This is a genomic window from Streptomyces sp. 3211.6, from assembly GCF_003634815.1.
GTDB lineage: Bacteria > Actinomycetota > Actinomycetes > Streptomycetales > Streptomycetaceae > Streptomyces > Streptomyces katrae_A.
This window is the reverse complement of record NZ_RBXC01000001.1, coordinates 4891769-4909125: the sequence shown is the minus strand read 5'-3', so window position 1 is coordinate 4909125 and position 17357 is coordinate 4891769. Positions and strand designations below refer to the sequence as shown.

18 protein-coding genes are annotated in these 17357 nt (G+C 71.8%); 14 read left to right on the top strand and 4 right to left on the bottom strand.

From position 1 onward, the window contains the following. Positions 1-134 precede the first annotated feature (134 nt). Positions 135-1121 carry a glycosyltransferase family 2 protein gene (locus tag BX286_RS22815; protein WP_121016182.1) on the top strand — a complete coding sequence of 329 codons (987 nt, stop codon included), beginning with the start codon at positions 135-137 and terminating at the stop codon, positions 1119-1121. Continuing rightward, complete coding sequence (locus BX286_RS22810) at positions 1118-2554, top strand: polysialyltransferase family glycosyltransferase (protein WP_121016180.1); 1437 nt, start codon at positions 1118-1120, stop codon at positions 2552-2554. Before BX286_RS22815 ends, BX286_RS22810 begins: the two co-directional genes overlap by 4 nt. A gap of 36 nt (positions 2555-2590) precedes the next feature. Here BX286_RS22810 and leuE read toward each other — a convergent pair whose 3' ends face one another. Then, positions 2591-3244, bottom strand: coding sequence for a leucine efflux protein LeuE (gene leuE / locus BX286_RS22805; protein WP_079429415.1), 654 nt, complete (start codon positions 3242-3244; stop codon positions 2591-2593). A gap of 45 nt (positions 3245-3289) precedes the next feature. After that, positions 3290-4885: a methylmalonyl-CoA mutase gene (locus tag BX286_RS22800; RefSeq protein ID WP_079429414.1), complete on the bottom strand. Its 1596-nt coding sequence runs from the start codon at positions 4883-4885 to the stop codon at positions 3290-3292. Between the two features lie 164 nt (positions 4886-5049). Between BX286_RS22800 and BX286_RS22795 the strand changes: the two genes are divergently transcribed. Beyond that, positions 5050-5934: a L,D-transpeptidase family protein gene (locus BX286_RS22795; RefSeq protein ID WP_079429413.1), complete on the top strand. Its 885-nt coding sequence runs from the start codon at positions 5050-5052 to the stop codon at positions 5932-5934. A gap of 240 nt (positions 5935-6174) precedes the next feature. On the opposite strand, the gene BX286_RS22790 is transcribed toward BX286_RS22795, so the two are convergent. Both BX286_RS22790 and BX286_RS22785 read right to left on the bottom strand, forming a co-directional pair. Then, positions 6175-7206 carry a hypothetical protein gene (locus BX286_RS22790; protein ID WP_079429412.1) on the bottom strand — a complete coding sequence of 344 codons (1032 nt, stop codon included), beginning with the start codon at positions 7204-7206 and terminating at the stop codon, positions 6175-6177. Continuing rightward, the gene (locus BX286_RS22785; protein ID WP_121016178.1) at positions 7206-7925 is read right to left on the bottom strand and encodes an RNA polymerase sigma factor; all 720 of its coding nucleotides are present in this window, start codon (positions 7923-7925) and stop codon (positions 7206-7208) included. The genes BX286_RS22790 and BX286_RS22785 overlap by 1 nt, the downstream gene beginning before the upstream one ends. Positions 7926-8257: 332 nt before the next feature. On the opposite strand from BX286_RS22785, the gene BX286_RS22780 reads away from it, so the two are divergent. The 11 genes from BX286_RS22780 to BX286_RS22730 all read left to right on the top strand — a co-directional run bounded on the left by BX286_RS22780 (position 8258) and on the right by BX286_RS22730 (position 17301). Then, positions 8258-8878, top strand: coding sequence for a 2-oxo-4-hydroxy-4-carboxy-5-ureidoimidazoline decarboxylase (locus BX286_RS22780; protein WP_079429410.1), 621 nt, complete (start codon positions 8258-8260; stop codon positions 8876-8878). A 152-nt stretch (positions 8879-9030) separates the two neighbouring features. Further along, positions 9031-9411, top strand: coding sequence for a succinate dehydrogenase, cytochrome b556 subunit (gene sdhC, locus BX286_RS22775; RefSeq protein ID WP_079429409.1), 381 nt, complete (start codon positions 9031-9033; stop codon positions 9409-9411). Positions 9412-9416: 5 nt separating this feature from the next. Next, a complete protein-coding gene (locus BX286_RS22770) occupies positions 9417-9899 on the top strand; it encodes a succinate dehydrogenase hydrophobic membrane anchor subunit (protein ID WP_079429408.1) in 483 nt (160 codons plus the stop codon). A 24-nt stretch (positions 9900-9923) separates the two neighbouring features. Next, positions 9924-11678 (top strand): succinate dehydrogenase flavoprotein subunit, encoded by a 1755-nt coding sequence (sdhA, locus tag BX286_RS22765; RefSeq protein ID WP_079429407.1) that lies wholly within the window; start codon positions 9924-9926, stop codon positions 11676-11678. Continuing rightward, positions 11678-12436, top strand: coding sequence for a succinate dehydrogenase iron-sulfur subunit (locus tag BX286_RS22760; RefSeq protein ID WP_007266035.1), 759 nt, complete (start codon positions 11678-11680; stop codon positions 12434-12436). Before sdhA ends, BX286_RS22760 begins: the two co-directional genes overlap by 1 nt. Positions 12437-12596: 160 nt before the next feature. Continuing rightward, complete coding sequence (locus BX286_RS22755) at positions 12597-13211, top strand: Uma2 family endonuclease (protein WP_121016176.1); 615 nt, start codon at positions 12597-12599, stop codon at positions 13209-13211. Between the two features lie 105 nt (positions 13212-13316). Beyond that, positions 13317-14492: a serine hydrolase gene (locus BX286_RS22750; protein ID WP_148710292.1), complete on the top strand. Its 1176-nt coding sequence runs from the start codon at positions 13317-13319 to the stop codon at positions 14490-14492. A gap of 88 nt (positions 14493-14580) precedes the next feature. Then, positions 14581-15000: a hypothetical protein gene (locus BX286_RS22745; protein ID WP_121016172.1), complete on the top strand. Its 420-nt coding sequence runs from the start codon at positions 14581-14583 to the stop codon at positions 14998-15000. Positions 15001-15003: 3 nt separating this feature from the next. Then, the gene (locus BX286_RS22740; RefSeq protein WP_079429403.1) at positions 15004-15426 is read left to right on the top strand and encodes a thiol-disulfide oxidoreductase DCC family protein; all 423 of its coding nucleotides are present in this window, start codon (positions 15004-15006) and stop codon (positions 15424-15426) included. An 11-nt stretch (positions 15427-15437) separates the two neighbouring features. Further along, positions 15438-16172 (top strand): TetR family transcriptional regulator, encoded by a 735-nt coding sequence (locus BX286_RS22735; protein ID WP_079429402.1) that lies wholly within the window; start codon positions 15438-15440, stop codon positions 16170-16172. Between the two features lie 118 nt (positions 16173-16290). After that, positions 16291-17301, top strand: coding sequence for a glutathione S-transferase family protein (locus BX286_RS22730; RefSeq protein ID WP_079429401.1), 1011 nt, complete (start codon positions 16291-16293; stop codon positions 17299-17301). The last annotated feature ends 56 nt before the right edge of the window (positions 17302-17357 follow it).

Below are 17357 nucleotides of genomic sequence, written 5' to 3'. Positions count from 1 at the left end.
GCGCACAACGGCGGGTTAACAACCCGTCGACGAAATGCGAAAGCGTCCTGGTTAACGCGACCGCCCCGCGTCGTTCACATGGAATACGCATCGGGGCCACGGTGAATGCCGGGCCGCGCCCTAAGGTCTCACGGGTGCTCAAGCTCTCTGTGGTCGTGCCGTTCTACAACGTGCAGACATACGCCCCGGACGCCCTGCGGAGCCTCGGACTCAACGCCCGCGAGGACTTCGAGTTCCTGCTCGTCGACGACCGTTCCACGGACGGCACGCCCGAGCTGCTGGAACGGGCCGCCGCGACCCTGCCGGGGGCGGTGCTGCTCAGACGGGAGCGCAACGGCGGGCTGGCGACCGCCCGCAACACCGGGCTGGACGCGGCGCGCGGGCGCTACATCGCCTTCCTGGACGGCGACGACTGGCTGGCGCCGGGCCACCTGGCCCGCACCCTGGCCGCCATCGAGGCCCTGAACTGCGATTTCGTCCGGACCGACCATGTGCAGGTGACGGGCCGGGAGCGGGTCGTGCAGCGGGTGCCGTACGGGCCGGACGCGGTGGTCGCCGATCCGCGGGCCGGGATCCTGCCGGCCTCGCGGGCCACCGCGGTGGACTATCCGTACGCCTGGGCCGGGATGTACCACCGGCGGCTGCTGGACCGCGGGCTGCTGCACTTCACCGACGGGCTGCGCACGGCGGAGGACCGGCCGTGGATCTGGCGGCTGCACCGGGAGGCGGAGTCGTTCGCGGCGGTGGGCCTGCCGGGGGTCTTCTACCGGCGCGGCATTTCCACCTCGTTGACGCAGATCGGTGACGAGCGCCAGCTCGATTTCATTCGGGCATTCGACCAGGTAATCGCAGAGACGGCCGCCGACCGGGAATCCGAACTCTTGATCCACAAAGCGGTCCGAACGTATTGCGCAATTATCGCGCACCATATCGGCTCGATCGAAAGGTTCGAACCGGCCGTGGCGAAAAAACTCCGGTCGATGGGTGCGGACGCGCTCGCCCGCATGCCCCGCGGGGTGCTGGAGCGGGCCCTGGACTCGATGGACGCCGAGCGTTCCGCGCTGCTGCGCAGGCTGCGCCGCCGGACCGCCGCCGCCGCGGCCCCCGGGGCCGCGGCGTGAACGTGACGCAGGTCTTCCTCGCCTCCACCCTCTACGGCGCGGCCACCCTCGCCGCCGCCCTCGACGCCGGCTGCCTCCCGCCGGCCGGCCGCCGGATCCTGCTGACCAGCAACCACTCCCCCGCCCCCGAGGCGACCCCGGGCCTGGACGCCATGCCGGGGTTCGCCGCGCTCCGCACCCGCTTCGACGAGGTGATCGACTGGAACGCGGTCGTCGCCCCGCAGCACCCCGGCGTCTGGGCGCCGCGCCCGGAGGACGTCCCGCTGTGGGAGCGGCAGCTGCGGCAGCTGTGGGGGCTGGGCGGGGACCGGGTCGAGCTGGTCGTGGAATCGCTCCAGGTGCCGCCCGCGCAGAGCCTGTGCCGGCTGTTCCCGGGGGCGGCGATCGACGTCTACGCCGACGGGCTCATGTCGTACGGGCCCACCCGCTTCCGGCTCGACCCGCAGATCGGGATGCGGGTGCGGCGGGTGCTGCACCTGGACCTGGTGCCGGGGCTGGAGCCGCTGCTGCTGACGGAGTTCGGGGTGCGGGGGGAGCTGGTCCCGGCGCCCGCCGTGCTGAAGGTCTTCGCGGAGCTGGCGGACCTGGCGGAGCCGGCGGACCTGGCGGACCTGGCGGAGCCGGCGGACCTGGCGGAGCCGGCGGACCTGGCGGACCCGCTCGGACCGGCTCCCGGCACCGGCGCCGGAGGCGGTTCCGGCACCGGTGCCGGCGCCGGGGAGGAGCCGCCCGCGCTGCTGCTGGGCCAGTACCTGTCCGCACTGGAGCTGATGTCCCCGGACGAGGAGGAGGAGCTGCACGCCGCGATGGTGCGCGGCGCCCACGAGTGGGGCCACCGGGACCTGGTGTTCAAACCGCACCCGAGCGCCCCGGCCGCGTACGCGCGGCGGGCCCGGGCGGAGGCCGCCCGGCTGGGGGTGCGGCTGCGGGTGCTGGACGCGCCGGTGCTGGCCGAGATCCTGTACCAGCGGCTGCGGCCGGCGCTGGTCGTGGGCTGTTTCTCGACCGGGCTGCTGACGGCCCGGGCGCTGTACGGGATCCCGGTGGCGCGCACCGGGACCGCGGCCGTGCTGGGGCGGCTGACCCCGTACCAGAACAGCAACCGAATCCCCCTGACCCTGGTGGACGCCCTGGTCCCGGACCTGGACGGGCCGCCGCAGGATCCCCCCGCCGATCTGCCCGGGCTGGTCGCGGCGGTGGGCTTCACGATGCAGCCCCGGATCCTGCCGGACCGCCGCCCCGCGGCCGAGGCCTACCTGGCCCGGCACCTGGACCCGTACACCCGGCGCTACTTCGGCCGCCGCCGGCTGACCGCGCTGGGACTGCCCGGCGGGATCCCGCGGCGGCTGGCGTTCCTGCCCCGCAACCGCGCCGTGCGGCGGGCGGCGCACCGGTTGCGCAGGCGGCTGGGCCGCCTGGGCTCGGGCTCCTGAGGCAGCCGGGCGGGCCCGCGCCCGGGTCGGCCGGTGTCAGCTGACGGCGAGCTTGGCGGCGAAGCCGAGGAAGATCACGCCCGCCGCCGAGGTCGCCCCCGCCGACAGCCGCTTGCGGCGGCGGAAGGCGGCCGACAGGCGGGTGCCGGTGAAGATCAGGGTGGACAGGTAGGCGAGGCTGACGAGCTGGGAGACGGTCCCGAGCAGCAGGAACGACAGCGCCGGGTGGGCGTATCCCGGGTCGACGAACTGCACGAAGAACGACAGCAGGAACAAGATGGCCTTCGGGTTGAGCAGGCTGACCAGCAGCGCCCGCCGGTACGGCCGCTCGGCCGCCCCCGCCGCCTCCGGCCCCGCTTCCCCGGGCTCCTCGTCACGCGTCCGCCGCGCCTGCCACATGGCCCACGCGGCCCGCATCATGCCCACGGCCAGCCAGCCCAGGTAGCCGGCCCCGAGCACCTTGACCACGCCGAACAGCACCGGGCTCGCCTGGAGCAGCGCGCCCGCGCCGACGGCCGTGAGCACCATCAGCACCGTGTCGCCGGTGAACACGCCGAAGGCGGCCCTGTAGCCCGCCTTCACGCCGCGGCGCGAGGCGACGGACAGGACGTAGAGGGAGTTCGGCCCCGGCAGCAGAACGATCAGCACCACCGCGGCGAGATAAGTAGGAAGATCTGTCACACCCAGCATGCGCAGGAGTGTCCCATAGGTACGCACCTGTCACGCCAGTGGGTTTCACGAACCGAGACCGGCGGGTTCGTACGTCCCCCAGACCTCCCTCAGCACCCCGCACACCTCGCCCACCGTGGCCCGCGCCCGCAGCGCCTCCTTCATCGGGTGCAGCACGTTCCCCTCCGTCCCGGCGGCCACCTCCCGCAGCTCCTCCAGCGTGCTGCGCACCGCCTCCGCGTCCCGCCCCGCGCGCAGCCGGGCCAGCGCCGCGCACTGCCGGGCCTCGACCGCGGGGTCGACGCGCAGCGGCTCGTACGGCTCCTCCCGCTCCAGCGCGAAGCGGTTGACCCCGACCACGACCCGCGCCCCGGCTTCCTGCTCCCGTGCGATCCGGTAGGCGTTGGCCTCGATCTCCCCCTTCTGGAAGCCCGCCTCGATCGCCGCGACCGCCCCGCCGAGGTCCTCGACCCGCCGCATCAGGGCCAGGGCCGCCTCCTCCAGCTCGTCCGTCATCCGCTCCACGGCGTAGGACCCGGCGAAGGGGTCGGCGGTGTGCGGCACGTCCGTCTCGTACGCGAGCACCTGCTGGGTCCGCAGCGCCAGCCGGGCCGCCTTCTCCGTGGGCAGGGCGATGGCCTCGTCGAAGGAGTTGGTGTGCAGCGACTGCGTCCCGCCGAGGACGGCGGCCAGGGCCTGCACCCCCACCCGGACGAGGTTCAGCTCGGGCTGCTGCGCCGTCAGCTGGACCCCGGCGGTCTGGGTGTGGAAGCGCAGCATCAGCGACTTGGGGTCCCTGGCCCCGAACTCCTCGCGCATGACGCGGGCCCAGATCCGGCGGGCCGCACGGAACTTGGCCACCTCCTCCAGGAGGGTGGTGCGGGCGACGAAGAAGAAGGAGAGGCGGGGGGCGAACTCGTCGACGGCCATCCCGGCGTCGATCGCGGTCCGGACGTAGGCGATCGCGTCGGCGAGGGTGAAGGCGATCTCCTGCACGGGCGAGGCCCCCGCCTCCGCCATGTGGTAGCCGGAGATCGAGATGGTGTTCCACCTGGGGATCTCCGTGCGGCAGTAGCGGAAGGTGTCGGCGGTCAGCCGCAGGGAGGGGCCGGGCGGGAAGATGTACGTGCCGCGCGCGATGTACTCCTTCAGGACATCGTTCTGGACGGTGCCGGTCAGCCGGGAGCCCGGGATGCCCTGTTCCTCCGCGACCAGCTGGTACATCAGGAGCAGCAGGGCGGCCGGGGCGTTGATCGTCATCGAGGTGGAGACCCGGTCCAGGGGGATGCCCTCCAGGAGCACCCGCATGTCCTCGACGGAGTCGACGGCGACGCCGACCTTGCCGACCTCCCCGGCGGCCAGGGGGGCGTCGGAGTCGTGGCCCATCTGGGTGGGCAGGTCGAAGGCCACGGACAGGCCGGTCCCGCCGCCCTCGATGAGCCGGCGGTAGCGGGCGTTGGACTCGGCGGCCGTGCCGAAGCCCGCGTACTGGCGCATGGTCCAGGGGCGGGCCGTGTACATCGTGGGGTGGATGCCGCGGGTGTACGGGTACTCCCCCGGCGCCCCGAGCCTGTCCCCCGGGTCCCAGCCCGCGAGGTCGTCCGGCCCGTAGACCGGTTCGATGGGGATTCCGCTCTCGGTGCGGGCCGTGGGACGGACCATGCCGTGGACCTCCGTGTCCGTGGAGCCGACCGGCCCGGGGCTGGTACAACCGTGCCCGCGACGACCGCTGGTCACAATGGCGCAACATCCCGGGACCGTCCGCAACTGTCCACGCCATGTGAGGCATCACCCAGATACACGACAATGAATTCGGGGGAACCGCGATGCACCGACAGAGAGCCCTCATCCGTACGTTCGGCCTCGCCACCGCCGTGGCCTTCGCCGCGGCCGCCTGCGGTCCGCAGCATTCCGGGTCCGCTCCGGCGGCGCCCTCCGCGCCGGTGGCTTCCCCCTCGGCATCCGCGTCCGGTCAGGACGACAAGCCCGGCACCCCCTCGCCCTCGCAGTCCGCTTCCCCCTCCGCTTCCCCCTCCGCCTCGCCCTCCGACGCGCCCTCCCGGCCGGCGGCACCCGTCGTGAAGCCGGTCATGGCCAACGGCGACGAGAACGACCAGGTCCGCGACCTCCAGGCCCGGCTGCGCCAGCTGAAGCTGATGGCCTCGGCGCCCACCGGCTTCTACGGCTCGAAGACGACCGCCGCCGTGAAGACCTTCCAGTCGCAGCACGGGCTCGGTGCCACCGGTGCGGTGGACGAGGCCACCTGGCAGAAGGTCCAGGGCCTCAGCAGGAAGCCCACCGAGGAGGAGCTGCGCCCGCCGACCACCAACGAGGTCGCCGCCCCGGACCCGCGGTGCATGCAGGGCCGGGTGCTGTGCATCAGCAAGGAGAGCCGCACCCTCGCCTGGATGATCGACGGCAAGGTGGTCTCGTCCATGGACGTGCGCTTCGGCTCGGAGAACACGCCCACCCGCGAGGGGCTGTTCCAGGTGGAGTGGAAGGCGAAGGACTGGACGTCGACGATCTACCACACGCCGATGCCGTACGCGATGTTCTTCAGTCAGGGCCAGGCCGTGCACTACTCGGCCGACTTCGCGGCCCGTGGCTACGCCGGCGCCTCGCACGGCTGCGTCAACGTCCGGGACAAGGCGAAGCTGTCGGCGCTGTTCGACCAGGTGAAGGTCGGCGACAAGGTCGTCGTCTACTGGTGACGCCCATTCGGTCGACCGACCGGGCGCGGCCGGGGGAGAGGAAGGGGCGCGGGCAGGGCCGGGGGAACGTGCCCCGCCCGCGCCGGGTGCGCAGAGCCCAGGGGTACGGGGGGAACCCCGGCTCTTGCGCGGCCGATGACCAGTCGGCTCGTTCTGTACTGCGCCGGCCGGTCGAAAAGTGTTACTGCCCTTCGCGCGGACTTTCGGTGAACCGTTTCCGCACCGGGTCGCGGGGCCCCGTCAGCGGGTGCGGAAGCCCAGCGGGCCGGCCGGGCTGAGGACCGGCGAGGGGACGACGACGCCGCCCTGGTCGGTGCTCCCGCCCTGCGGGGTGCCCGAGCGGGGCGCCTCCAGCAGGGTCGCGCAGAAGCGCGGGATCTTGGCGGGGCCGCCGGCGATCCGGGCGAGGTACTGCTTGCGGTCCTCGGCCAGCTTGTTCGCGGCGTGGTCCCGGCACAGGGTCTCGGGGCGGTCCGTGTCCTGCTGGTCGCGGTCCTTGCCGCCGGCACCGCCGTCCTTGGTGCCGTCGTTCTTGTCGGTGAGCGTGTTGCGGGTGCCGCCGTCCGTACCCGTCGTGCCGCCCCCCGTGGCGGGCGTCGTCACCGTGCCGGGCGGCAGCGAGCCGCCGGGGTCCAGGGGGGTGCGGCCCCGGCCGTCCGGCGGCAGCGAGAAGCCGGGGCCGAGCGAGGCGAGGCCGCCGCCGCCCTCCGGGGTGGGCCGCAGCTGCGGAAGGGAGGTGGGTCCGGCCGTCTCCGCGGCGGGCGTGCGCTCCGAGTCGGCACTGACCGACACCGCCGGCGCGGGACCCGCGGAGAGGCGGGCGTCCCGGTCCAGCAGGCCGGTGCCGGCGACGGCGGCGATCCCGCCGACCGCGACCCCGGCGAGCGCGGCCGCCAGCCCGAAGCGGGCGGGCGTGCCGTGGCGGCGCTGCGCGGGGATCCGTACGACGGGTATCGGGGCCAGGTCGATCAGGGGCTCGTCGGGGACGCCGGCCCCGGGCGCGCCGGAGCGGCCCGCCGCGGGGGCCGCGGTGGCCGGGGCGGCGGCGCGGGTGGCGTGCGCCGCGCGGAACGCGGCCAGGGCCGCGGCTTCGCCGGGCAGCTCGCCGCGGTCCGCGGTCCGCGGGGTCAGGGCGTCGAGGGCGGCGCGCAGCCGGGCGGCCTCGGCCCGGGCGCGCGGGTCGGCGCCGGGTCCGACCGGGGCGGCGGCCCGTCCGCGCAGCAGCTCTTCCGCCGTGGCTCCGTCCAGCCACGCCTTGTGCTCGTCGGCCATCACATGTCCTTCTGCGTCCGCCAACGTGAATGCGTCACACCGGTTTGTTCCACGAGGTCCTTCGCCCGTGCCCGCTGCGCCGGTACGGCGTCGAGGTCCCGGTCCCGCGTCAGGTCTCCGGCATTATGGCCGACCCGCGCCCTGGCCTCGGCCTCACCCGCGGCTCCGGGGTCGGCGTTCAGGAGCTCGGCGAGCTTCTTCAGGCCCCGGTGGGCGGCCGTGCGGACCGCGCCGGGGCGCTTGCCCAGGGTCTCGGCCGCGCTCTTGGCGTCGAGGCCGACGACCACCCGCAGGACGACGGCCTCGGCCTGGTCCTGCGGGAGCCGGGCGATGAGCGCCATGGTGCGGCCGGTGGACAGGGCCTCCATGGCCTCGCCGTAGGTGTCGGAGTCCGCGGCCCGGCCTGTGAGCTCGGTCTCGTCCCCGCCGACGGCGGGCCGGCGGCCGCGCATGCGGATGTGGTCGAGGGCCCGGTTGCGGGCGATGCGCGCCGCCCAGCCGCGGAAGCGGTCGGCGTCTCCCGTGAAGGAGGCGAGGTCGCGGGCGATCTGCAGCCAGGCCTCGGAGGTCACGTCCTCGGCGTCGCCGTCCCCGACGAGCGTCCGTACGTATCCGAGCAGGCGCGGGTGCACGGCGCGGTACACAGTCCGGAACGCGCTCTCGTCGCCGTCCTGTGCCGCGAGCACCGCGGCGGTCAGCTCCGCGTCGTCCCCCAGCAAAGTCCCCAACCCGTTCGACGTCCTGTACGTGTGGCGCAAATCCGCACGTTACGGCTTTCGCGTACCTCTCGTCCACGCGTTGTACAACCAGCGACGAAGCCTGCGCGGAGCGAGGTGTGACAGAAAACGCACTCCGGACGCTGACACAGATACGGGCTTGTCGCACGAGCCCGTGACGGATGGCGACCGGGGCCTCTCCTGTGGGGGGTGGCGGCCTCGGTCGCCCTCCCCTCTCTTCAGCCGGTTCAATCCGGCCCGCGTGTCATCCTTTCGGCTCACTTCCGGGTGAAATCCCCTTATGCATACGACACCCCCTCTCCGGGATCGCTAGCGTGGCGGTACACCCGCGCCGCGCCCCGAGGAGAACTCCGCTGTCCAGCCCCCTTCCGGCACAGGTCCGCGGCCCGGTCTCCACCCCGGGCACCGGGCTGGAGCGGTTCAACTCGCTGCCGCCCGAGCACGCCCGGACGGCCCTGCTGCACTGCTGCGGCAGCGTCCGCTGGGCCCAGCGGGTGGCCGACCACCGCCCCTATCCGGACACCGCCTCCCTGCTGGCGGCGGCCGACGAGGCCGCGTACGACATGTCCCAGGGCGACCTCACCGAGGCGCTGGCCCGGGAGTCCTCGGCGGAGCTGGGGCACGGGGCACCTTACGCGGCGCTGCTGGCGCTGGACGCGGCCCGGGCGGAGTACGAGCGCACCTTCGGGCACGCCTTCGTGATCTGCCTGGACGGCCATCCGCCCGAGGAGCAGATAAGCCAGCTGCTGGCGGCGATCCGCCGGAGGATGGGTCACGAGATCGACGAGGAACGCTCGATCGCGGCCGACGAACTGCGGATGGTGGCCCGCTCCCGGCTGCTGAGCCTGCTCGACCGGCTCGCGGGCGCGCACCGCGTTGATCCCGGTGACGGCCGGTCGACGGCCGATTTCGGGCTGTTCGCCCCTGTGGGATAGGCCGTCCGTGCCTGTTTGATCACACCAGCGGACCCCGCGCGAGGGAACCGACGAAGCGTCGCTACGATGTCCGGGGCCGGTGGACCGTACCCGGCCGGGCCCGACCGACAAAGAAGCCGGCTGGCCCCCGCCCCGCTTCCGGAGGGTTTTCCGTGCCGGCTGGAACGTTGTACCGCGGCCGGGAAGGAATGTGGTCCTGGGTGGCTCATCGAGTCACCGGCGTCCTCATTTTCTTCTTCCTGTTCGTACACGTCCTCGACACCGCACTCGTCCGCGTCTCCCCTGAGGCGTACGACGATGTCGTGTCTACCTACAAGACCCCGATCGTCGCGCTGCTGGAGTACGGCCTCGTCGCCGCCATCCTCTTCCACGCGCTCAACGGTCTCCGTGTGATCGCCGTGGACTTCTGGTCCAAGGGCCCCCGCTACCAGAAGCAGATGCTCTGGACCGTCGTGGGCGTCTGGATCGTGCTGATGGCCGGTGCCGTCCTCCCGGTCCTCGGCCACGCCTACCGCGTTCTGTTCGGGGAGTGACACGCATGTCTTCTGACACTTCTTCCGCCCAGGCGATCGGCTCCGTCGAGGGTGTGTCCCTCTACGACACCGACAACCCGGCGCCCTACATCGAGGCCCCGCGCAAGCGGACCGGCAAGACCCCGCGCTCGACCCGCGGCAACTTCGAGATGGCCGCGTGGCTCTTCATGCGCCTCTCGGGCATCGTGCTGGTCGTCCTGGTGATCGGCCACCTGCTGATCCAGCTCGTGCTGGACGGCGGCGTCTCGAAGGTCGGCTTCGCGTTCGTCGCCGGCCGCTGGGCTTCCCCGTTCTGGCAGGTCTGGGACCTGCTGATGCTGTGGCTGGCCATGCTGCACGGCGCCAACGGCCTGCGTACCGTGATCAACGACTACGCGGAGCGCGCCAACACGCGGCTGTGGCTGAAGGGCCTGCTCTACACCGCCACGGTGTTCACCATCCTTCTGGGCACGCTGGTGATCTTCACCTTCGACCCGAACATCCGCTAGGCAACGGGGCTGAGGCGAAACAAAATGAAGATCCACAAGTACGACACCGTGATCGTCGGCGCCGGTGGCGCGGGCATGCGCGCCGCCATCGAGGCGACGAAGCGCAGCCGCACCGCCGTGCTGACGAAGCTCTACCCCACCCGCTCCCACACGGGCGCCGCGCAGGGCGGCATGGCCGCCGCGCTGGCCAACGTGGAGGACGACAACTGGGAGTGGCACACCTTCGACACGGTCAAGGGCGGTGACTACCTGGTCGACCAGGACGCCGCCGAGATCCTGGCGAAGGAGGCCATCGACGCGGTCCTCGACCTCGAGAAGATGGGCCTGCCGTTCAACCGCACCCCGGACGGCACCATCGACCAGCGCCGCTTCGGCGGTCACTCCCGCAACCACGGCGAGGCGCCGGTCCGCCGGTCCTGCTACGCCGCGGACCGCACCGGCCACATGATCCTCCAGACGCTGTACCAGAACTGCGTCAAGGAGGGCGTGGAGTTCTTCAACGAGTTCTACGTCCTGGACCAGCTGCTGGTCGAGGTCGACGGTGTGAAGAAGTCCGCGGGTGTGGTCGCGTACGAGCTCGCCACCGGCGAGATCCACGTCTTCCAGGCCAAGTCGGTCATCTACGCCTCCGGCGGCACCGGCAAGTTCTTCAAGGTGACCTCCAACGCGCACACCCTGACGGGTGACGGCCAGGCGGCCTGCTACCGCCGCGGCCTGCCGCTGGAGGACATGGAGTTCTTCCAGTTCCACCCGACGGGCATCTGGCGCATGGGCATCCTGCTGACGGAGGGCGCCCGTGGTGAGGGCGGCATCCTCCGCAACAAGGACGGCGAGCGCTTCATGGAGAAGTACGCGCCGGTCATGAAGGACCTCGCGTCCCGTGACGTCGTCTCGCGCTCCATCTACACCGAGATCCGCGAGGGCCGCGGCTGCGGTCCGGCCGGTGACCACGTGTACCTGGACCTGACGCACCTCCCGCCGGAGCAGCTGGACGCGAAGCTCCCGGACATCACGGAGTTCGCGCGCACCTACCTCGGCATCGAGCCCTACACGGACCCGATCCCGATCCAGCCCACCGCGCACTACGCCATGGGCGGCATCCCGACCAACGTCGAGGGTGAGGTCCTGGCGGACAACACCACCGTCGTCCCGGGCCTGTACGCGGCTGGCGAGGTCGCCTGCGTGTCGGTGCACGGCGCCAACCGCCTGGGCACCAACTCGCTGCTGGACATCAACGTCTTCGGCAAGCGCTCCGGCATCGCCGCGGCCAAGTACGCGGCCGAGAACGACTACGTCGAGCTGCCGGAGAACCCGGCGCAGCAGGTCGCCGACCTGGTCGAGCAGCTGCGCAACTCCACGGGCACGGAGCGGGTCGCCGACCTGCGCCTGGAGCTCCAGGAGACGATGGACGCGAACGTGATGGTGTTCCGCACGGAGCAGACCATCAAGACCGCGGTCGAGAAGATCGCGGAGCTGCGCGAGCGCTACAAGAACGTGTCCGTCCAGGACAAGGGCAAGCGGTTCAACACGGACCTGCTGGAGGCCATCGAGCTGGGCAACCTGCTCGACCTGGCCGAGGTCATGGCCGTGTCCGCCCTGGCGCGCAAGGAGTCCCGCGGCGGTCACTACCGCGAGGACTACCCGAACCGCGACGACGTCAACTTCATGCGCCACACCATGGCGTACCGCGAGGTCGGCGCCGACGGCAAGGACTCCGTCCGCCTGGACTACAAGCCCGTCGTCGTCACCCGCTACCAGCCGATGGAGCGTAAGTACTGATGGCCACCCCGACCCTGGACAAGATGGAGGCGGCGGCCGCCGCCTCGCCGTACATCACGGTCACGTTCCGGATCCGCCGCTACAACCCCGAGGTCTCGGCCGAGGCGGAGTGGCAGGACTTCCAGATCGAGATCGACCCGAAGGAGCGCGTGCTCGACGGTCTCCACAAGATCAAGTGGGACCTCGACGGCACGCTGACCTTCCGTCGCTCGTGCGCGCACGGCATCTGCGGCTCCGACGCGATGCGGATCAACGGCAAGAACAGGCTCGCCTGCAAGACGCTGATCAAGGACATCAACCCGGAGAAGCCCATCACGGTCGAGGCCATCAAGGGCCTCACGGTGATGAAGGACCTCGTGGTCGACATGGAGCCCTTCTTCCAGGCGTACCGGGACGTCATGCCGTTCCTGGTCACCAAGGGCAACGAGCCGACGCGCGAGCGCCTGCAGTCCGCCGAGGACCGCGAGCGCTTCGACGACACCACCAAGTGCATCCTGTGCGCCGCGTGCACGTCCTCGTGCCCGGTGTTCTGGAACGACGGCCAGTACTTCGGCCCGGCGGCGATCGTCAACGCCCACCGCTTCATCTTCGACTCGCGTGACGAGGCCGGCGAGCAGCGGCTGGAGATCCTGAACGACAAGGACGGCGTGTGGCGCTGCCGCACGACCTTCAACTGCACCGACGCGTGCCCCCGTGGCATCGAGGTCACGAAGGCGATCCAGGAAGTCAAGCGCGCGCTGATCACGCGCCGCTTCTGACCGTCCCGGTCCCGCAGGTCGTACGAGGGCCCCGTCCCCCGGTGTTTCCACACCGGGGGACGGGGCCCTCGCCCGTTCGAGTGAGTGCGCGGGATCCCGCCCCGGGGCCCGCGGGCGCCCTACGATGATGCTCTCGACAGCAGCCCACGGGAGGCACGTGATGTCCGCAGCACCCGCTGAGCACCCCCCCAGCGAATGGCCGCTCCTCGACCTGGCCAACCGGCTCATGGAGCAGTACCCGGGCCACCGCGTCGAGATCATCGGAGGGCAGATCCTCGTGTCGCCACCAGCCGACCGCGCCCACGCCAGGGCCTTGACGGGCCTCATGCTGCCCTTCCTCGACGCAGGGCTGCACGGCGACGACGCAGAGGTGCTCCAGGCCATCGGTATCTGGCTGCCGGATGGCCGTGAGGACTACGCCATCCCGGACCTCTCCGTGGTCGACGCCGACCTGGAAGACCACCACATCGAGAACAACTGCTACGACCCCGTCGGCTTCCGGCTGGTCCTGGAAGTCACCTCCAGCAACTACCAGACCGACCTGCGGACCAAGGTCATCGCCTACGGCAACGCCAAGGTCCCCGTCTACGTGATCGTCGACTGCCGGCACAGCCGCGTGCACGTCCTCACCGAACCGGTCGCAGACGGCTACGAGACCCACCGCGTCCACGCCCCCGGCGAGCTCGTCACCCTCCCCGAGTCGATCGGCGCCAAGGTCACCCTCGACGTGGCCGAGGTGCTGCGCGCGGCCACGCCCGGGCCGAAGGCCGAGTAGGCCGGGGGCTCACTCCCCCGGCCGCTTCGGGCGCGCCGGGGCGGGAGTGCGGGGCTAGCGTGCGAGGAGGGGAGGGGAAGCGCTCCGTTCCGCTGGGAGGCACCCGTGCGCCGTCGTCGTGTGAAGCCCGCGCTGTTGCTCCCGCTGGTGCTCGGGGCGTCCCTGTTGTCCGGCTGCGGGTCCCCCGCGGCCGCCGGGGACGAGGCCGACTGCCCGGCCGGGCAGGTCTCCCGCGGTGGTGTCTGCCTGGCGGGGGACGCCGCCGCCTTCGCGCGGGCGCAGGTCCAGGGGTCGTTGGCGAAGTACAAGCTCACCGCCTCGATGGCGGAGGTGTGGACCGGCGGCGAGCGGGTCGCCTCCGTCGCCGCCGGGCAGTCCATGACCGGGATCCCCGCCACCCCCGACATGCGGTTCCGCAACGGGGCCGTCGTGATCCCGTACCTGACGACCGCGCTGCTCAAGCTCGTCGACGAGGGCCGGGTCTCCCTGGACGACAGCATCTCCCGCTGGCGCCCCGACCTGCCGCACGCGGACGCGATCACGCTGCGGATGCTGGCCTCCACCACCTCCGGGTACGCCGACTACGTCCGGGACCCGAAGTTCCTCGCCGCCCTGTACGAGAACCCGTTCCGGCACTGGACGTCGCAGGAGCTCGTCCGGATCTCCGTGGACAAGCCCCTGGTGCGGGCACCGGGTTCGGGCTTCGCCTACTCGCACGCCAACTGGCAGATCCTGGGCGACATCATCGGCAAAGTGCGGGGCCGGCCCCTGGCCGAGGTGATGCGCGAGGAGATCATCGGGCCGCTGGGGCTGACCGGGACCTCGAACCCGTCCACGGCCGAGATCCCCGCGCCGGTCCTGCACGCCTTCGACAACGAGCGCAAGGTGTTCGAGGACTCCACGTACTGGGACCCGTCGTGGACGATCGCGCCGGGGGCGGTGATGACGTCCACGATGGCGGACATGGCGAAGTCCTTCGCGGCGATCGGCGAGGGCAGGCTGCTGAGCCCGGAGTCCCACAAGGCGCAGCTCACGCCGGTGGCAACGGTGCAGCCGGGGGTCTCGTACGCCCTGGGGCTGGTCGTGGACGGTGACTGGATCCTGCAGAACCCTTCCTTCGCCGGATACGCGGCGACCGTGGCCTACCTGCCGGCCAAGAAGCTGGCGATCGCGACCGTGGCCACCCAGGGCAAGGGCAGCACGGTGCAGAACGCGAGCACGGAGGTCCTGATCGCCCTGGCGGCCCACCTCGCCCCGGACCACCCGCTGAAGCTCCGCTGATCCGGCCGCACGAAGGCTTGAACGTGTTCAAAAGAAGGTCTACAGTCGGAGACGTCAGAGGTTGAACACGTTCAAAGGGGCTGGGGCAATGGACCTCACCGTGGTCGCGTACGTCATCTACCTGCTCGTCAGCATCGGGCTCACCGTCTGGGTGGCCCGCACGCTCAGCCGCAACGGGCGGATCTTCATCGCCGACGTGCTCCAGGGCAACGAGAAGCTCGCCGAGGCCGTCAACCACCTCCTGGTCGTCGGGTTCTACCTGGTGAACATCGGCTTCGTGACCCTCTACCTGCGGTCGGGCGACACGATCCTGGAGGCCCGCGGGCTCTTCGAGGCCCTGTCGGTGAAGCTCGGCGTCGTCCTGCTCGTGCTCGGCGTCATGCACCTGGGCAACGTGTGGGTGCTCAACCGGATGCGCCGCCGCGGGGTCATGGAGCGCCAGGCCGCGCAGCTGCCGCCGGTGCCGCCCGTCGCCCCGCAGGGGTGGACCGCTCCGGCCGGGGCCTGAGCCATGGCGGAGCAGGTGCCCGTCCGGTACCTGACCGTCCTCTACGACCGCGACTGCCCGGTGTGCGTGCACATCCGCAACTGGCTGGTCCGGCAGCGCCAGCTGGTCCCGCTACGGCTGGTCCCGGCCGCGTCCGCCCAGGCCTGGCGGCGGTTCCCCCAGCTCGCCCACGCCCAGACCCTCCGCGAGATCACCGTGGTCGGGGACCAGGGTCAGGTGTGGCGGGGGACGGACGCCTTCATCATGTGCCTGTGGGCACTGGCCGAGCACCGGGCCAGGGCCGGCTGGCTGGCCACCCCGGCCGGCCGGCCCTTCGCCAAGGCCGCGATGCACACGGCCGCCGCCGTCCGGCACGCGGTCCGTGCCAAGTCCGAAGCGGAGCCCGGGGAACCGGCCTGTGACGACCAGTGCCCGGCTCCCCGATAAGGTCGGACACCGTGACAGATCAGAAGGCTCCCAAGAGCGAGCAGACCCGCACGCTCATCCTCGAAACCGCGCTCCGCCTGTTCCAGGAACGCGGGTTCGACAAGACGACCATGCGGGCCATCGCCAAGGAGGCGGGGGTCTCGGTCGGCAACGCGTATTACTACTACGAATCGAAGGAACACCTGGTCCAGGGGTTCTACGACCGGATCAGCGCCGCCCACCAGGCGGCGGTCCGGCCGATCCTGGACCAGGAGACCGACCTCCAGAAGCGGCTCGCCGGGGTGCTGACGAGCTGGCTGGACATCGCGGCGCCGTACCACGAGTTCGCCTCCCAGTTCTTCAAGAACGCGGCGGATCCCGAGAGTCCGCTCAGCCCGTTCTCCCCGGAATCGGAACCGGCGCGGCAGGCGGCCATCGACATCCACCGCGAGGTGCTGGCCGGGGCGAAGACCAAGGTGCCGGCCGAGCTGGCCGACGTGCTGCCGGAGTTGATGTGGCTCTCGCAGATGGGCCTCGTCCTGTACTGGGTCTTCGACCGCTCCCCGGAGAGCGAGAAGACCCGGCGGCTCGCCGAGCGGGGCGCGCAGCTGACGACCCGCGGCATCGTCCTGGCCCGCTTCCGGGTGCTGCGGCCGCTGGTGCGGGAAGTGCACGAGCTGTTCGCGGACTTCCTGCCGGGCATGGCCCAGACCGCGGTGTCGCGGGGCGGGAAGCGGGCCTCGGACCCGGATCCCGCGGAGGGCTGAGCGGGGCGGCGGGAAGGGCCCCGCGGGTCCACGTCCGGCGGGCGGGGCCGGGACGAGGGACGGCGGAGCCGCGGTGGAGCGGCCGCTCGTCCCCGCGGGTGGTGGGTATGCCCCGGGGATGAGCAACGTAAGCCCCGGCAAGGGGTATTCACGCGACAGCCGCTACATCACCACCCGGATCACCGCGGACGGGCGCGACGGTTTTCCGGTGGAGCCCGGCCGCTACCGTCTCGTGGTGAGCCGTGCCTGCCCCTGGGCGCACCGCACGGTGATCTTCCGGCGGCTCCTGGGCCTGGAGAAGGCCCTGCCCATGGCGATAGCGGGCCCGACGCACGACAAGCGCAGCTGGACCTTCGACCTGGACCCGGGCGGCCGCGACCCGGTGCTGGGCATAGAGCGCCTCCAGGAGGCGTTCCTGGCCCGCGACCCCGAGTACGACCGGGGCATCACGGTGCCGGCGATCGTGGACGTGCCGAGCGGTGCGGTGGTCACCAACGACTACGCGCAGCTGACCCTCGACCTGGCGCTGGAGTGGGCGGCGTACCACCGCGACGGGGCGCCGGACCTGTACCCGGTCGCGCTGCGGCCTCAGATCGACGCGATCGGCGAGGAGATCTACGCGGACGTGAACGACGGTGTCTACCGCACCGGGTTCGCCAAGTCGCAGGAGGCGTACGAGGAGGCGTACGGGCGCCTCTTCGCCCGTCTCGACCGGCTCTCCGAGCGGCTGGAGCACTCCCGCTACCTGGTCGGCGAGACGATCACGGAGGCGGACGTGCGGCTGTTCACCTCGCTGGTGCGCTTCGACGCCGTCTACCACGGCCACTTCAAGTGCAACCGGCAGAAGCTGAGCGAGATGCCCGTGCTGTGGGCGTACGCGCGGGACCTGTTCCAGACGCCCGGCTTCGGCGACACGGTCGACTTCGGCCACATCAAGCAGCACTTCTACGTGGTCCACGGGCACATCAACCCGACCGGGATCGTCCCCGCCGGCCCCGACCCCTCGGGCTGGCTGGAACCGCACGGCCGTGAGGCGCTGGGCGGACGCCCCTTCGGGGACGGCACCCCGCCCGGGCCGCCCTCCCCCGCCGAGACCGTCCCGCCCCTGCACGCCGCGGCGCGGTCCTGAAACGGCCGCCGCGGGCGGGAGGCGGACCGGCCGCCTCCCGCCCGAGCGGCCGGCGC

Bases quoted from the DNA above. Each gene is read 5' to 3' on its own strand.
- leuE (WP_079429415.1), bottom strand. From the start codon at position 3,244: ATGCTGGGTGTGACAGATCTTCCTACTTATCTCGCCGCGGTGGTGCTG.
- BX286_RS22800 (WP_079429414.1), bottom strand. From the start codon at position 4,885: ATGGTCCGTCCCACGGCCCGCACCGAGAGCGGAATCCCCATCGAACCG.
- BX286_RS22795 (WP_079429413.1), top strand. From the start codon at position 5,050: ATGCACCGACAGAGAGCCCTCATCCGTACGTTCGGCCTCGCCACCGCC.
- BX286_RS22790 (WP_079429412.1), bottom strand. From the start codon at position 7,206: ATGGCCGACGAGCACAAGGCGTGGCTGGACGGAGCCACGGCGGAAGAG.
- BX286_RS22770 (WP_079429408.1), top strand. From the start codon at position 9,417: ATGTCTTCTGACACTTCTTCCGCCCAGGCGATCGGCTCCGTCGAGGGT.
- sdhA (WP_079429407.1), top strand. From the start codon at position 9,924: ATGAAGATCCACAAGTACGACACCGTGATCGTCGGCGCCGGTGGCGCG.
- BX286_RS22760 (WP_007266035.1), top strand. From the start codon at position 11,678: ATGGCCACCCCGACCCTGGACAAGATGGAGGCGGCGGCCGCCGCCTCG.
- BX286_RS22755 (WP_121016176.1), top strand. From the start codon at position 12,597: ATGTCCGCAGCACCCGCTGAGCACCCCCCCAGCGAATGGCCGCTCCTC.
- BX286_RS22745 (WP_121016172.1), top strand. From the start codon at position 14,581: ATGGACCTCACCGTGGTCGCGTACGTCATCTACCTGCTCGTCAGCATC.
- BX286_RS22740 (WP_079429403.1), top strand. From the start codon at position 15,004: ATGGCGGAGCAGGTGCCCGTCCGGTACCTGACCGTCCTCTACGACCGC.
- BX286_RS22730 (WP_079429401.1), top strand. From the start codon at position 16,291: ATGAGCAACGTAAGCCCCGGCAAGGGGTATTCACGCGACAGCCGCTAC.